The following is a 15,447-nucleotide window of genomic DNA, read 5'->3' as shown; positions in this document are numbered from 1 at the left end:
ACATGTGGTCCTTCGCACATATCCGCCCCGCCTATAGCCGAGCCGAGCGCTTGAGTGACGGGGTGGTTCATGTTCTGGGCATATGCGCCGCAGCCATCGGCGTGCCGCTGTTGATCACCATGACCGTGCTTTATCGGTATGATCCGGCGGCGGTTGTTGGCGTTTCGATCTATGGCGTAACGCTTGTCCTGATGCTCAGCTTGTCCGCCTTGTACAACATGATTGAAAGCGATGATTGGACAGAGCTTCTGCGCCGCCTTGATCATTCGGGGATTTATGTAAAAATTGCAGGCACCTATACGCCGTTCCTATTACTATCTGGCACACAGGCAACCGGGCTTTTGCTGGGCTTGTGGTCTTCTGCCACATTGGGGTCGGCTCTCAAGATGCTCGACCCAAACCGATTTCGCTGGTTCGGCCTGGCACTGTATCTGATGATGGGATGGGCCGCTGTTTGGGCCGGACAATCCATGTTGGCAGAGCTTGCGCCCACCGTTTTGATACTAATGATCGCCGGAGGGTTAGTGTATACCGCAGGCGTGGCGTTCTACCTGTCCGACTGGATGGCCTATCACAACACGATCTGGCATGTGTTTGTTCTGGTGGGCAGCGTTTTGTTCTTTGCCGCCGTTGCCGCGCGGATTGCGTTGATGCCTACCGTCTAGCGCCTGCGGTGTGCCATAAGCAGATCCTCGACCGCCCAAAAACGATCCTGCCCCCACAGGCTTTGCCCATCGACGCAAAAGCTGGGAACGCCCCACAGGCCAACCTCTTGCAGGCGGTGCTGATTTGCCTCCACCCGACCGCGCCATTCCTGCGTGTTTAGCAAGGGCCGCGCGACGCTCCATTCCAGACCTGCGCTGGTCACGATCCACTCCATGCCTCTATCGGTCGCGGCATCCACGCCTTGCGACCAGACGGACCGCATGAAGGCCGCGCAATATGGTGCCAATTTGCCTTGATCTTCGGCATAGTCGAACAGCGCATAGCCGCGTTCGACCCCAGCCCCCAACGGATCACAAATTCGGCCAAACGGGATACCCAGGCGCCGTGCCTCGCGCGTGCAATCCCTTAGAATGTAACGCGATTTGGCCTTGGGAACCGGCAATCCACGCATAAGCATTGGCAGCACCGGCTTAAGTATCAGCCGGGCGTTGTGCCGCTTGCCAAGATTAACGACTCGATCGAAGGCCAGATAGGAATAGGGACTGCGGAACGAGAAAAAGAAATCCAGCTCTTGTGCTTCACCTGTAAGGGGCTGATCCGTTGGATCAGAAATCGGAACGATCAGGGGGTCCCCGCCCAAACCTGCCTGCTGTAGCCGTTGTTCCAGATAATGCAGACGGTCGATCCCCCAATACCATTCGCCGCAATAGAAGAATGTGCCGCCCAGATAATGCCCCTTTGACGCCAAGGCTCGATCCCCCGCAGCCATCGCGTGGGTCGGGTCCACGCCCGGTTCGTCCGGAAGCGCGTGACCGGTCCAGAGGGCAGCTGAAACATCGCTCAATCGATCAGCCCAATCCTGGGTGTCAATCACGGCTGCGAACAGACGATTGGCCTTCTGTATCCTTTCGATGGAGGGCTTCACAGGCGCGTTCAACCCATGTTTCAACGCCAATCGGGTCGCGTCAACCATAGCGTTTTTCTGATAGGCATCGGGTTCGGGCACAGCCTCGGATGGTGGGCCCGAGATGAGGTGCGGACACAACATAACCCCATACTTTGCCTGAAATGCGGGCAAGATTTGCGCGGTCAGCGCACCATAAGGATCAGCGGTATCATGGAAGTAGTGCACCACATGACCCGCGCCACGCAGGCGGCGGCGAAGATCATGCACCCGCCTGCGGGCATTCAGCAATTGATCACTTGTGATGGCCGCTGCCAGATAGGATTTCAGATTTGTTTTCAGGGGCAAGCGGCTCTCCGTCGGGTATGGTGCCGCCTACTCTACCGATCCAGACTTCAAACGCCACGTTGCCGCACGACAACGTGACGACAACCTGTCAAAGACCGTAGAGCGCCCCGAATTTCTGCTCCAGATAGTCCAACAACGGACCCGGACCCGGTTCAATCCCGCTGGCCTGCCGAATGATCTCGCGCGGCGCATAGAGACCGCCGTGGCGCTGAACCGTTTCGCGCAGCCATCCGGTTGCCTGCGATGTGTCACCTTCGGCCAGCTGGGCCTCCAGTTCCGGCACCGCCATCTGCAGGGCTTGATAGAGGCACCCAGCATAGACATTGCCCAACGAATAGGTCGGGAAATAACCAAACAAACCCACTGACCAATGCACATCCTGCAAACACCCGTTCGAAGGCTTGTCGACCGCATAGCCGAAATCAGCCTTGAACCGGTCATTCCATGCAGCCTCAAGATCGCTGACCTGCAGATCACCCGCCATCAGCGCGCGTTCCAGGTCAAAGCGCAGCATGATGTGCAGGTTGTACTGCACCTCATCCGCCTCGGTGCGGATATAGCCGTTATGGACGCGGTTGACGGTGGCATAGAACGCGTCTGCATCGGCAATGCCAAAATCACCAAACGCATCTTTCATCTGCTCGAATAGCCAACCGGTGAAGGCCCTCGACCGGCCCAGCTGGTTTTCGTAGATTCGGCTTTGACTTTCGTGCACGCCCATCGACACGCCCTGACCCAACGGTGTCAGCAGATAGTCGCGATCAATCCCTTGTTCATAGGCGGCATGGCCGACCTCATGAATGGTCGAATAGAAGCAGTTGAACGGGTCGGTTTCGCTGGTGCGGGTGGTGATCCGCACATCCAGCCCGCTGCCCGAGCTGAACGGATGCACGGCCTTGTCCACGCGGCCATTGTTCAGGTCATACCCGAAGGCGACGGCCAGCTTTTCAGACAGTTGCATCTGGGCGCGCGCGTCGAAGTGGCCGGTCAGCTCGGCGGGCTGTCGGCGCTCGAGAACAGCCGCTCGCAGCGCCACCAGGCGTGGGCGCATTTCATCAAAGATCGCAGCGATCTGAGCGCCGGTTGTGTAGGGCTCATAATCCTCGACCATGGCGTCATATACATCACCGCCCTGCGCCAGCGCCTCGCCTTCTTGTCGCTTCAGCGCGACGACCTCTTCCAGCACCGGAAGAAAGGCCGAGACATCTTCGTCTGCCCGTGCGTGCGCCCATTTCCCCTGTGCCCCTGACGTCACGCGGGCAATTGCGGTGGCCAGATCGGCCGGTACTTTGACTGCACGCTCATAAGCCCGACGGATCTCGCGCAGCTGGGCCTTGCCTGCCTCATCCTGAGGGGCGGCCTGATCCAGCCAATCCGCCACGCGCGGGTCAGACCGGCGCGCATGCAGAACAGCCTCGATCGCGGCCATCTCCTCGGCCCGTTGCGCGGCAGCCCCACGCGGCATCATCGTTTCCTGATCCCAGCCCAATCGCCCTGCGATCTGAGCTAAGGCCGAAGTTTCACGCTGAAAGGCCATCAGGTCATTGAATGCGGTCATGGTATCAAACTCCGCGCACTGAAGTTGCAATTGGGTAGGCCGCCAGGAAGCGCGCGCGCAGGATCAGGGTCCAGACGACAACGGCCATAAACTGGTGGAAAATGGCGATCTGCCACGGGGCTGCATATACGACCGTGACGATCCCGACCACCACCTGCAGAGACAGGGCCGCAAAGGCTGCGTTGAAGGCGAAACGGGTCTGCGGATGGGCGCTGGTCTGCCCCCGACGCCAGACGATGATGGCGAAGATGAACAGCAGATATCCCGCGCAACGATGGATGAACTGCACCAGACCGGGGCTTTCGAAGAAGTTGCGCCACATCGGTTCCAGCATGGTCGCATCTGGCGGCAAGAGCTGTCCACCGATCAGAGGCCAGTCGGTGTAGGACCGCCCGGCGTCAATCCCGGCGACCAGCGCACCAATGAGTATTTGTAAAAAGGTGAAATGCAGGAGGCCGGTCGAGAGCGAGAACAGTTTCGCCTCTTTCGCGCGGCGCGCCTGCATCAGGTCGCGCTCGTCCCGGCCCAGCTCAAAGATATACCACGCGAGGAACCCAAGGATCACGAAGGCCAAGCCGAGATGTGTCGCCAGACGATAGCTGGCAACGGCTGTCATCCCCTCGCCCTGTGTCACGCCCGAGGCGACCATCCACCAGCCGACCGCACCCTGAACGCCACCCAAGGCACCGGGGATCAGCAGTTTGCCGGTCCAACCCGTGGGGATTTTGCGCGCGATCAGGAAGCCAAAGAAACCAAGCGCCCAAACCAAGCCGATCACGCGGCCCAATTGGCGGTGGCCCCATTCCCACCAGTAGATGAATTTGAAATCATCCAGCTCCATCCACTGGTTCTGAATGCGCCACTGGTCGATTTCCTTGTACTTGTCGAATTCGGATTGCCAGTCCGCCTCGGTCATCGGCGGAATGGCCCCGGTGATCGGACGCCATTCGGTGATCGAAAGCCCGCTATCGGTCAGCCGGGTCAGGCCACCTACGGCGATCATCACAACGACCAGAGCGAACAGGACCATCAGCCACGCCCGGATCGCCTTGCGTGCCCCGCCACGGCCCTTGTCGATCATACCGGGTTGAACGGCTTGTTGTTTTTCGGTGTCTGAGACGTCTTCGAAGATGCTGCGCTTGGCGCTCATGCTGTCCTCATATGTCCTGGATTTCGTCGCAAGCTAGGGCCAGTGAGGGGCAAGGTCCAGCCTTACCCTTTGTCTTTCCAACGGACCATCTGACGCATGACACCGTGCAACATCTGCACATCCGCCCGCGTCATTCGCATCCGCGACCACAGGTTGCGCAGATTGGTTTTCATGCCCTCGGCTTTTTCCGGCGGGTAGAAGAAACCCGCCTCTTCCAACCGATCTTCATAGTGTTCAACCAGCTTCTCGACCTCAATCCCGGTCGCCCAGTCGCCCTTGCCCAGATCGGTGGCCTCATGCACCACATCACCGGTCTGGCGCATCCATTCATAAGCAGTTAGCAAGACGCATTGGCCCAGGTTCAGCGAGGCATATTCCGGATTCACAGGAACCGAGATGATCGCGTTGGCTTTGGCGATGTCTTCATTTTCCAGCCCAGCGCGCTCGGGCCCAAACAAAACGGCGACCTTTTCGCCTGCCGCCACCTTCTCCGCCGCGATCTGCATGGCGCGTTCCGGGCTGTAGACCGGCTTGGTTAGCCCGCGTTGCCGCGCCGTCGTCGCAAAGACAAATGTGGTGTCGGACAGTGACCCCACCAGATCGTCAAACAATTGCGCCTCATCCAGCAGTCGCCCCGCCCCACTCGACATTGCCACCGCCTTCGGGTTCGGCCACCCGTCGCGCGGCGCCACGATCCGCATCCGGTCCAACCCGAAATTCCACATCGCCCGCGCGGCGGCACCGATGTTTTCCCCCATCTGCGGGCGCACAAGCACGAAAGAAGGCTGAGAGGTATCGCTGGGCATGGCTGTCTCCGAAAAACTCCGCTTGCTCTAGTCGCCGCATAGACGAAGGGCAAGCCGCCCCATGCTTCTTCTGTTTCCAAATACCCGCTCGGCAGGCAAAAAAGTTTGCTTCCCTACGGCAATCCGCTAAACCGCGCGAGGAACTGAATACCGAAGGACGCGCACATGGACACTCCAGAGCAGCCGCAGATTTACCTGATCACGCCCCCGACCATCACGCTCAGTACCTTTCCGGACCAACTGGCGCGGGTGCTCGACGGGTTCGAGATCGCGTGCATTCGCCTCGCTCTGGCCGGGAATGATGAAGATACCATTGCCCGTGCCGCTGATGCCTGCCGCGAGGTGGCCCATGCGCGCGATGTGGCGATTGTGATTTCCAACCATGTTCTGATGGTGCAGCGGCTGGGGCTGGATGGCGTGCATCTGGATGACGCGGCGCGATCCGTGCGCGCCGCGCGTAAGGAACTGGGCGCAGATACCATTGTTGGCAGTTTCTGCGGGGCCTCGAGCCATGACGGCATGACCGCAGGTGAGGCAGGCGTCGACTATGTCGCCTTCGGCCCAGTGGGTGCGTCGTCTCTGGGTGACGGTACCTTGGCGGAAAAAGACTTGTTCCAATGGTGGTCCGAAATGATCGAAGTTCCGGTGGTGGCCGAGGGTGGCCTGACCCCCGACCTTATCCGCACCCTGTCTCCCTGCACAGATTTCTTTGGCATCGGCAACGAAATCTGGTCTGCCGAGGATCCGTTGGCGGCGCTGAACACTCTACTTGAGAGCATAGCTAGCTAAACAACCAAGGCTCGATCATCCAATAGACGCCCAGACCAGCAATCAGGATCGAGCCCAAAACCGAGATGCGACTGCGCAGGCGATGGGATCCGCCCGCAATCACGGTGACAACACCCAACGCGGTCGCAGCAGCCGCTAACAGGACCGCCAGATAGCCAATCGCATATCCCAAAAGCGCCGGTGGCAGGTGATCCGGCGGCGCACCGATCGCACTCAACGACTGGCTTAGAGCGTTGCCCAACAACAAGCCAATGGCAAACACCGCCAACAGGCGAAACACATGAATACCGCGCAGGATCAGATTCCAAAGCGCCAGCACCACAACCGCTGCCGTCGACGACATCGTCGTAACAACGGACGACAGCACCAATGCTCCGTATGCTGACAACGCCAGCCCAAAAACCGCGCCGAGGGACAAAAAGACCAATTGCAGGACCAGTGATCTTGGGGACAGCGACAGAAAGACCAAAGCCAGGGCCAACGCAAATACACGCATACCGTCCGTTACGATCTGCTCTGCACCTTTGACCAGAAACACCTGTATCGTTTGTTGTCCGCTCAGCGCCGCGCCGCCTTGCAGCGGGATCAGCGGGCTGGTCTCTCCGGCCATCAGGTAGCCGGTATAGGGTGCCTCGACACGCTGCTGTTTGATCACAACGGGGCCGTGACCGGAAGGCCATGTCAGCCGCAGCGCCGATGCCCCCTCGGGCAAGGGTGCCGTCAGCAAAAGCTTTGAGAGACGGGGCTTGTCCGGATCCCCAACCACCGGGATGCGCACGCCTTCATAGGAAAGACCAACCGGTCCTTCGATCTCAACCTGCAAAGAGGCCGCCCAGCCATCAACAAAGCCCCGCACCTCGACCTCCAACTCGGATGAGACCAGCCGGCGGAGTTCTCGATAGCGCGCATTGCCCGCAACATCCGGTTGCGTGTAGGGGTCGAGCCCGGCCAGAAACATTTCGGCATTCAGGCTGATCTCAATCAGAAGGCTCTCTGCTTTGGTCCAGAACTCGACAATGCTCGGCGGATGCGTTTGCGCCCTAGTTGGCGCAGCTAACAAGGTCAAAACGACCGGCAATATCAGGATAAGGCGGACCAACCCGCTCATGCGTGACACTCTGCGAATAAAATCAAATCAGAAACCATATGCGGCAAGTTTCCCGCCGAATGCTTCGGATCGCAAGCCCGAACAGTTGAGCGCGCGGCTTTATCTGCGAGCACCCTCTTGCACGCCCCCCGGTGCTGCGGCATGACAACAGCATGACTCAGAACAGCGAAATCCTGTGTATCGGTTCTGTCCTGTGGGACGTGATCGGACGATCCGCCAGCGCCATGCGACAGGGATCGGACGTGCCAGGCCGGATCACCCGATTGCCCGGTGGCGTTGCGATGAACATCGCCATGACGCTGGTGCGCTTTGGCATGACGCCGACCCTGCTGACCGCGATTGGACGCGACCCCGAAGGTGACGAACTGGCAAACGCCTGCGCACGGCTCGGTATGGTGACCGAGCATATCTACCGCTCGCAAGACCTGCCCACTGATCGCTATATGGCGGTCGAAGGGGCGAATGGCTTAATTGCCGCCATCGCCGATGCGCATTCGCTTGAGGCAGCCGGGGCCAAAATCCTGCGCCCGTTGATGCAGGGTCCTCTGGGATACGAAAACGCGCCCTTTGAAGGCCCGATTGCGCTGGATGGGAACCTGACACTGAACCTGCTGGAAGAAATCGCGCAGAGCCCGGCCTTTGCCAAGGCAGACCTGCGCGTTGCGCCGGCTTCGCCCGGCAAGGCCGAACGCCTGCTGCCCTTCCTGAAACACGCCCGTGCGACGCTATACGTGAATTTGGAAGAAGCTGGCCTGCTCTGTCAGCGCGAGTTCACCGATTCAGAATCCGCCGCCAAAGGCCTGCTGGATCGCGGTGCCTTGCGGGTCCTGGTCACCGATGGCGGCAACTCCGCGACGGTGGGATCAGCAACAGGCGTTCTGACCCAGACGCCCCCATCTGTACTGGTGACCCGCGTTACCGGCGCGGGCGACACTTTCATGGCGGCGCATATCGCCTCAGAATCAAACGGGGCCGATGAGCAGTCGGCCCTGACCCGTGCTCTGAACGCCGCCGCAACCTATGTTTCCGGAGAAACTCCCCTGTGATCAACATCCAATATTCCACCGAGGTCCGCGCCGCCAAGGACGCAGGTCAGCCCATCGTGGCGCTGGAAAGCACCATCATCACCCATGGTATGCCCTACCCCCAGAACATTGAGGTCGCGGCCCAGGTTGAACAAGATATTCGTGATGCGGGCGCCGTTCCGGCCACGATGGCGGTGATCGAGGGCGCGCTACACGTAGGTCTTGAACCCGATCAATTGCAGTCGTTGGGCCAAGCTCAGGGCGTCGCCAAGCTGTCACGCGCGGACATGGCGGCCTGCATTGCAACCGGTGGTACCGGTGCCACCACCGTCGCCGCGACGATGATCGCCGCGCATTATGCAGGGATCGAGGTTTTTGCGACCGGCGGTATTGGCGGTGTACACCAAGGGGCCGAAACCTCGTTCGATATCTCTGCTGATCTACACGAGCTTGGCCAAACCCCGGTCACTGTTGTGGCTGCTGGAGCCAAAGCCATCCTCGACCTGGCCAAAACACTTGAAGTGCTAGAAACTCTGGGTGTGCCCGTCATCGCGCATGGCCAAGACGAGTTCCCGGCTTTCTGGTCGGCCAAATCCCCTTATGCTGCGCCCCTGCGGATGGACAGCGCCGAGGCCATCGCCAAGGCCCACGCCACCCGCCGCGCGCTGGGTCTGCCCGGCGGTCAGTTGGTCGCCAATCCGATCCCCGCCGCCGATCAAATCCCAGCCGAGGAACTGGCGCCGATCATCGCCGAGGCGCAGGCCGACGCGGATGCGCACCGCATCACCGGAAAAGCCGTCACGCCCTATCTGCTGCAACGGATATTTGAAAAGACCCAAGGCCGGTCGCTGACCGCAAATATCGCATTGGTCCGCAACAACGCACGACTGGCCGCGAATATCGCTAAAGCACTGGCAAACAGCACGTAATTCTGCCCTATTGCACCGGCCCGCCGGACTGCTTAACTAGTCCGGCAAGCCACTCGGATCCGCAATGAATACACCGTTTGACGAAAAACCCCATCGCCGCCCTGGTCTGTTCGCGCGCCTGCGTGCGTCATTCCTAACGGGAATCGTTGTGATTGCGCCGGTCTGGCTGACCGTATGGCTGATCTGGTCCGTCGTTGGCTGGATCGACAGTGCGGTGTTGCCTTTGGTGCCGCATCAATTCCAGCCCGAGCAATATGTGGGCATCAACCTGCGCGGCGTTGGCGTCATTATCTTCCTGATCTTCACCATTCTGGTCGGCTGGGTCGCCAAAGGTATCCTTGGCCGATCCTTTATCTCGTTCACTGAAAGCCTGGTGAACCGAATGCCCATCGTGCGGTCGATCTATTCCGGGATCAAACAAATCTCGGAAACCGTATTCGCCCAGACCGAGCGATCCTTTGAAAAAGCCTGTCTTGTTCAATACCCGCGCCGCGGCATCTGGGCGATCGGGTTCGTGTCGACTACAGCCAAAGGCGAAGTCAATGTCAGGGCCGAAACCGGTGGCGACCTGCTGAGCGTCTTCATACCGACCACACCCAACCCGACCTCAGGCTTCTTGCTGTTCTTCCCAGAAGAAGACGTCATCTTGCTGGATATGAGCATCGAAGATGCGGCCAAACTGGTGATTTCGGCTGGGCTGGTCTATCCGAACGAAAAAGATCCGACCCAGCCGCCCGAGTGATCAGCCGAACATCGCAGGCAGATCGACGGTACTGTTCTGCCCAAGATCACCCTTATGCCGCGACAGGAACCCATCCGCTGCATCCCTCCCCGCCTGTTTCAGCTTATGCAGGATCACCGGGTTGGGCACGGTTTTTGTGGCAACAGACAGGCTGTTCATCAGCTCGTTATCCGCGATCATGTGCACCAATACACGGCTCATCTCACCCGCTTTCAGTTTACCTTCTTTCAGCAGGCGCTGCACAAAACTGATCGCCCGCAACTCGCGAAACAGCGAAGAATTAAAACTAATCTCGTTGATCCGGTTCTGAATCTGCTGCGGCGTGATGGGCAATTCGTCCCTTTCCAGTGGGTTGATGTTCACAATCACCACATCATCCGGCAGGTCATCACGGAACAAAGGATACAAGGCCGGGTTACCCGTATACCCGCCATCCCAATAGGCTTCGGTCCGGTCGGTATCTGGGTCATAAATCTCAACCGCCTTAAATAAGGTCGGCAAACAGGCCGAGGCCAGAATAGCATCCGTCGATATCTCGTCCCCCGTGAACACACGGATCTTGCCGCTGCGCACGCAGGTTGCACAGACAAATAGGCCTGGCCCCTGATCGGCGCAGACTTCTTCAAAGTTGAACCGGTCAACAACGGGCTCAAGCGGGTTGGTATAGAACGGCCCATAGGCATAAGGCGACACCATCCGCGACCAGGCCTCGCCCACCGAATAGGGCAGCGAATATTCCATAGCCTGCGCGATGCTGGACGGCTCCAACCCGCGAAACCAGTTGGTCAGGCGCATGTCACCCACGGCGCCCATCTGTTTCCACAACTCATCCAATCGCGCCCGCGCGCCTTCGCGGCCTGCATGCACCATCCCAGATTTGAACGCCGCCCCGTTCAACGCCCCGGCCGAGGTTCCGGTGATCGCCGCAACCTCGATATCCTCTTCATCCAGAATTCGGTCAAGAACGCCCCAGGTGAAGGCCCCATGCGCCCCACCACCCTGCAATGCCAGATTGATCCGTTTCATGGTTCCGCCTCTTCATCTGGCCAAAAATATCCCGGGGGTATGGGGGCAGAGCCCCCATAATAGCTCACAAAGCCGTCCAGCCCCCATCCACCGAGATTGTCGTACCTGTGATCTGCGCCGCCGCGTCGGAACACAGGAACTGCACGGTGCCCCCCAGTTGCTCGACTGTCGCAAACTCTTTGGATGGTTGCCGCTCCAACATGACATTCTTGATCACATCCTCGCGGCTCATGTTGTATTCCTTCATCGTGTCGGGGATTTGCGCCTCAACCAGCGGCGTCAGCACATAGCCCGGACAAACCGCATTGCAGGTGATCGGCTCCTGCGCTGTCTCCAGAGCAACCGATTTGGTCATCCCGACAACCCCGTGCTTAGCCGCGACATAGGCCGTCTTGTAGGGCGAAGCCGTCAGACCATGGGCCGACGCGATATTGACGACCCGTCCCCATCCTGCGGCACGCATCAATGGCAGGGCCGCCGCTGTGGTGTGAAAGGCCGAGTTCATGTTGATCGCAATAATCGCATCCCATTTCTCGACCGGGAACTGATCAATGGGCGAGACGTGCTGAATGCCCGCGTTGTTCACCAGGATATCGCAAGCCCCGGCCGTCGCAATCAGAGCGCGGCATTCATCGCCCTTGGACATGTCGGCCTTGATGTAGCGCGCCTTGGTTCCCGTTTCTTTTGTGATCTCGGCAGCGAGCGCATGATCCTCATCCCGATCCGTGAATGAGTTTAAGACCACGTCTGCCCCGGCCTTGGCCAGTTCGCGTGCAATGCCCAAACCGATCCCCGAATTCGATCCTGTGATGATAGCTGTTTTTCCCGACAGGCTCATAACCATTCTCCGCTGACCTCTGTTCAAACGCAGCATGCCATGCTGCACTTGCAAAGAAAACGGGGAAAGACGCCGATAAAGTCTCGCGCTGATACGGCTTGCCGCAGCCAAAAAAAACGCCCGCACGAAGCGGGCGTTAAGTTATTGAGGCAGGTTTCATACAGGCAAGAAACCTATCGAGCAGTGAGACCTTTATAAGCAATTCCATGCCTTCATCCAAGCTAAAAGTTTGAAAATAAGAAAAATCATCGGTACGATGATACCCAACAAAATAAGGCCAGAGCAGGATTGTTTCCAAAATGAGCCCGGATTTTCTACGCCCACTTCGTTCACTCGCAGCGGGAATCGCCTGCATTTTGGCCGCCCCTTTGGCCCAAGCAGATTCGTCACATGGCATAGCTATGTATGGCGATCCGGCTCTACCACCGGATTTTGTGTCTCTGCCCTATGCAAATCCGGATGCGCCCAAAGGTGGCAAGGTCGTTTTTGGGAATACGGGCGGCTATAACAGTTTGAACCCGTTTGTGCAAAAAGGCACCTCTCCCTGGCAATTGCGATTTTGGACCCATGAAAGCCTGATGGGCCGGTCCTGGGACGAACCTTTCACTCTTTACGGGCTGTTAGCCGAATCGGTTGAGACGGCGCCGGACCGGTCCTGGGTCGAATTCACGCTGCGGGAAGAGGCTGCGTTTTCCGACGGAACACCGGTAACGGTCGAGGATGTGATCTGGTCGTTCCAGACATTGGGTACCGAAGGTCATCTGCGCTACCGCGGGCTGTGGTCCAAGATCGATAGTATCGAAGCAACCGGCCCGCGCACAGTCCGGATTTCGTTCAATGAACCCGATCGCGAATTGGCCCTGATCGCCGGGCTGCGGCCGATCCTCAAAAAAGCTCAGTGGGAGGGCAAGAGCTTTGCCGACGCCCCGCTGCAAGACATCCCGATCGGCACCGGCCCCTATGTGATCGATGACTTTGAGGCGGGCAGATACGTCAACCTGCGCCGAAACCCTGACTACTGGGGCGCGGACATCCCGTTTCGCCGCGGCACGATGAACCTGGATGAAATGCGGATCGAGTTCTACGGCGATGCCACGGTTTTGTTTGAGGCTTTCAAGGCCGGAGAGCTATCCGCTGTGCGGGAATTCAACGCGGACAAATGGGACAACCAGTATGCCTTCCCCGCCATCCAGCGCGGCGATGTGATCAAAACCGAAATCCCACACGGTAAGCCCTCGGGCATGACCGGGCTTGTCATGAACACCCGCAAAGCCCCGTTCGATGACTGGCGCGTGCGCGAGGCGCTGACGCTGGCCTTCAACTTCGAATTTATCAACGACACGATTACGGGCGGCGCGCAGCCCAGAATTACCTCATATTTCTCGGGCTCCGATCTGGCGATGCAGCCCGGACCCGCCACCGGCAAAGTACAATCGCTGTTGGAACCGTTTCAGGAGGACCTGACCCCTGGCACTCTGGAGGGCTATGTATTGCCCGAAGGGGACGGCTCAGCCCGCAATCGCAGCAATATCCGCGAAGCAACCAAGCTGCTGGCTGAGGCCGGATGGACCATTCAGGGCGGTGTTTTACAGAACCAGAATGGTGAGCCTTTCCGGATAGGCGTTTTGTTGCAACAGGGCGATACCGAGATGCAAACAGCGGTCGAGATCTATGCCCGCGCGCTGGAGCGGTTGGGCATTCAGGTCCTCACCGAACAGGTGGATAATGCGCAATATACGGGCCGCATCGCCGAGTTGGATTTTGACATGACCCCGTTCCGCCGTGCGCTGTCCCTGTCTCCGGGTAATGAACAGCGCTTGTACTGGGGCAGCGAAAACGCCGATACTCCAGGAACTCGAAACCTGATGGGCGTTGTCTCACCGGCTGTGGACGGGATGATCAATGCCATGCTGGCCTCGGAGTCTCGCGAGGATTTTGTCGCAGCGACCCGCGCACTGGACCGGGTTTTGACAGCAGGTCGGTATGTCATTCCGATCTGGAATTTCGATGTTGGCCGTATCGCGCATATCCAGGAACTGAAATTCCCTGAAACGCTGCCGATCTACGGCGACGGGCCGCAATACATGCCGGAGATCTGGTGGTACGAAGGTTAAACCCCTTTGCGTCGCACCAAAAGCCTCACAAAGCGAATGGCCTGTTGAACCGAACACTGGATGCGAGGCTCCGATCGCGCCCCGACCCTTTTGCTATCCTGCTTCGGCAATAATCAGCACAGGGTGACATGCGCCCCATGTTTAGTGTGGTGGCGAAGAAAGATCGGCAACATACGTGTCAGACAGCTAAATTTGGTAGGTTTCCGATCATAGTCATCAATTCACTTTACTCATCATATTCTAGTGATATAGCCTGAGTGTAGGGAAACACACGATCAGCAGAAAATTAGCTCTTTCATATCAGACACCTAAACAGGCAGGACATTGACACTGACCTCGTTACATCGGACTGGCTACCACTCACTCACAAACTCAGGTCCAAAGGCCCGTTGCGGACGACCCGCAGCGGGTTTTTCTTTGGCAAACAACCCGCACACCACCTGCGACATTTTGTCATGTCTGAGGTTACTGTAACTGCTTCGTACCCTATCGGTGGGGGAGAGCAGTCCAGGTCGGATCAAGGGAGGCTCGCACATGTTGAACTGGGCAGAACTTACAAAAGAGCTGGGCGCCACTTATGCCCGCGCAAAACGGCGTTTTCCAAACCTGAGAGATCAGGACATGGACAGCGTCTGGAACAATCGTGAACGGTTCGAGGCCTATCTGGCCGAACGTCATCATCTGACGGTGAATGAAGCCCATGAAGAGGTCGAGGATTTCCTGTTCACCGAACGCCTGAACCACGAACTGGCGCATGCAGCCTTAGCCAAGTGACGTCACCCACAGGATCGTGGCATCTTCGTCGCTGACCGACACGACATTGTGCCCCATGCTGCCATCATAATAGGCACTGTCCCCCCGGCGCATTTCAACAGGCTCGTAGAACTCGGTGTACAGGCGCACAACACCCGTCAGCACATATAAGAATTCTTCACCATCATGGCGCACCCATCCGTCAAACTCGTCCATTGACCGGGCACGCACCCGTGCGCGGTATGGCAGCATCTGCTTTTTCGTCAGCGTCTCGGCCAGCAACTCATGCTCGTAGGTTGCGGTGGCATGGGCCGTCCCATCGCCCACCCGGGTCACCGCCATGCGCCCGATCACCTGATCGCGCTGTGGTGGGGTGAACAGCTGCGGCACCGAAATCTCCAACCCGATGGCCAGCTTTTTCAGCGCATCATAGGTGGGTGACATCTGCCCGTTTTCGATCTTGCTGAGGGTCGAGCGCGCCAACCCGGCCTGCGTCGCGGCCTGTTCCAGCGTCCAGTTTCGTGCCTTGCGCAGTTCGCGGACACGCACGCCAAGGTCCAGAGGTTCAACCTCTGCCTCAACACCGGATTCGCGGGCAATGCGGATTAGGGATTTGGGATCTTGCGTGCTCATGGCCTTTCTATAGGACCAGCCAGCCCTGCTTGCAACGCAGCAGACGCCGCGTTAGCCA

At 58.6% G+C, this 15,447-nt stretch carries 15 protein-coding genes; 7 read left to right on the top strand and 8 right to left on the bottom strand.

The genetic code is table 11. The features are described 5' to 3' along the window. Window positions 1-2 precede the first annotated feature (2 nt). A complete protein-coding gene (gene trhA, locus ACR0JX_RS07640; protein ID WP_480542795.1) occupies window positions 3-665 on the top strand; it encodes a PAQR family membrane homeostasis protein TrhA in 663 nt (220 codons plus the stop codon). On the opposite strand, the gene ACR0JX_RS07635 is transcribed toward trhA, so the two are convergent. The 4 genes from ACR0JX_RS07635 to ACR0JX_RS07620 form a co-directional block, all read right to left on the bottom strand. Next, entirely contained in the window at window positions 662-1,918 is a 1,257-nt protein-coding gene (locus tag ACR0JX_RS07635) for a DsbA family protein (RefSeq protein WP_480542793.1), read from the bottom strand. The genes trhA and ACR0JX_RS07635 overlap by 4 nt on opposite strands. Before the next feature lie 88 nt (window positions 1,919-2,006). Next, window positions 2,007-3,476: a carboxypeptidase M32 gene (locus ACR0JX_RS07630; protein ID WP_480542791.1), complete on the bottom strand. Its 1,470-nt coding sequence runs from the start codon at window positions 3,474-3,476 to the stop codon at window positions 2,007-2,009. Between the two features lie 4 nt (window positions 3,477-3,480). Further along, the gene (gene ctaA, locus ACR0JX_RS07625) at window positions 3,481-4,626 is read right to left on the bottom strand and encodes a heme A synthase (protein ID WP_480542789.1); all 1,146 of its coding nucleotides are present in this window, start codon (window positions 4,624-4,626) and stop codon (window positions 3,481-3,483) included. 62 nt (window positions 4,627-4,688) lie between these two features. Next, window positions 4,689-5,432, bottom strand: coding sequence for an RNA methyltransferase (locus ACR0JX_RS07620; RefSeq protein WP_480542787.1), 744 nt, complete (start codon window positions 5,430-5,432; stop codon window positions 4,689-4,691). A 165-nt stretch (window positions 5,433-5,597) separates the two neighbouring features. Between ACR0JX_RS07620 and ACR0JX_RS07615 the strand changes: the two genes are divergently transcribed. Further along, window positions 5,598-6,221: a thiamine phosphate synthase gene (locus ACR0JX_RS07615; protein ID WP_480542785.1), complete on the top strand. Its 624-nt coding sequence runs from the start codon at window positions 5,598-5,600 to the stop codon at window positions 6,219-6,221. Here ACR0JX_RS07615 and ACR0JX_RS07610 read toward each other — a convergent pair. Beyond that, the gene (locus tag ACR0JX_RS07610) at window positions 6,214-7,329 is read right to left on the bottom strand and encodes a hypothetical protein (protein ID WP_480542783.1); all 1,116 of its coding nucleotides are present in this window, start codon (window positions 7,327-7,329) and stop codon (window positions 6,214-6,216) included. The two genes, ACR0JX_RS07615 and ACR0JX_RS07610, sit on opposite strands and share 8 nt — an antisense overlap. Window positions 7,330-7,481: 152 nt before the next feature. On the opposite strand from ACR0JX_RS07610, the gene ACR0JX_RS07605 reads away from it, so the two are divergent. The 3 genes from ACR0JX_RS07605 (at window position 7,482) to ACR0JX_RS07595 (ending at window position 10,025) form a co-directional block, all read left to right on the top strand. Continuing rightward, a complete protein-coding gene (locus ACR0JX_RS07605) occupies window positions 7,482-8,375 on the top strand; it encodes a PfkB family carbohydrate kinase (protein ID WP_480542781.1) in 894 nt (297 codons plus the stop codon). Continuing rightward, on the top strand, window positions 8,372-9,283 hold the full coding sequence (locus tag ACR0JX_RS07600; RefSeq protein ID WP_480542779.1) for a pseudouridine-5'-phosphate glycosidase: 912 nt from the start codon (window positions 8,372-8,374) through the stop codon (window positions 9,281-9,283). The genes ACR0JX_RS07605 and ACR0JX_RS07600 overlap by 4 nt, the downstream gene beginning before the upstream one ends. 64 nt (window positions 9,284-9,347) lie before the next feature. Beyond that, entirely contained in the window at window positions 9,348-10,025 is a 678-nt protein-coding gene (locus ACR0JX_RS07595; RefSeq protein WP_480542777.1) for a DUF502 domain-containing protein, read from the top strand. On the opposite strand, the gene ACR0JX_RS07590 is transcribed toward ACR0JX_RS07595, so the two are convergent. Then, window positions 10,026-11,051, bottom strand: a complete 1,026-nt coding sequence (locus ACR0JX_RS07590; RefSeq protein WP_480542775.1) for a patatin-like phospholipase family protein — start codon at window positions 11,049-11,051, stop codon at window positions 10,026-10,028. A 64-nt stretch (window positions 11,052-11,115) separates the two neighbouring features. Continuing rightward, window positions 11,116-11,889 (bottom strand): 3-hydroxybutyrate dehydrogenase, encoded by a 774-nt coding sequence (locus ACR0JX_RS07585; protein WP_480542773.1) that lies wholly within the window; start codon window positions 11,887-11,889, stop codon window positions 11,116-11,118. Between the two features lie 299 nt (window positions 11,890-12,188). Between ACR0JX_RS07585 and ACR0JX_RS07580 the strand changes: the two genes are divergently transcribed. After that, entirely contained in the window at window positions 12,189-14,003 is a 1,815-nt protein-coding gene (locus ACR0JX_RS07580; RefSeq protein WP_480542771.1) for an extracellular solute-binding protein, read from the top strand. A 534-nt stretch (window positions 14,004-14,537) separates the two neighbouring features. Beyond that, complete coding sequence (locus tag ACR0JX_RS07575) at window positions 14,538-14,777, top strand: SPASM domain-containing protein (protein ID WP_353006984.1); 240 nt, start codon at window positions 14,538-14,540, stop codon at window positions 14,775-14,777. On the opposite strand, the gene ACR0JX_RS07570 is transcribed toward ACR0JX_RS07575, so the two are convergent. Continuing rightward, window positions 14,766-15,389, bottom strand: coding sequence for a helix-turn-helix domain-containing protein (locus tag ACR0JX_RS07570; protein ID WP_353006982.1), 624 nt, complete (start codon window positions 15,387-15,389; stop codon window positions 14,766-14,768). The two genes, ACR0JX_RS07575 and ACR0JX_RS07570, sit on opposite strands and share 12 nt — an antisense overlap. Window positions 15,390-15,447 lie beyond the last annotated feature (58 nt).

This window comes from Ruegeria sp. AH7, assembly GCF_056541325.1.
Note: the sequence above shows the minus strand (reverse complement) of the source record. Positions and strands in the feature narration are given on the sequence as shown.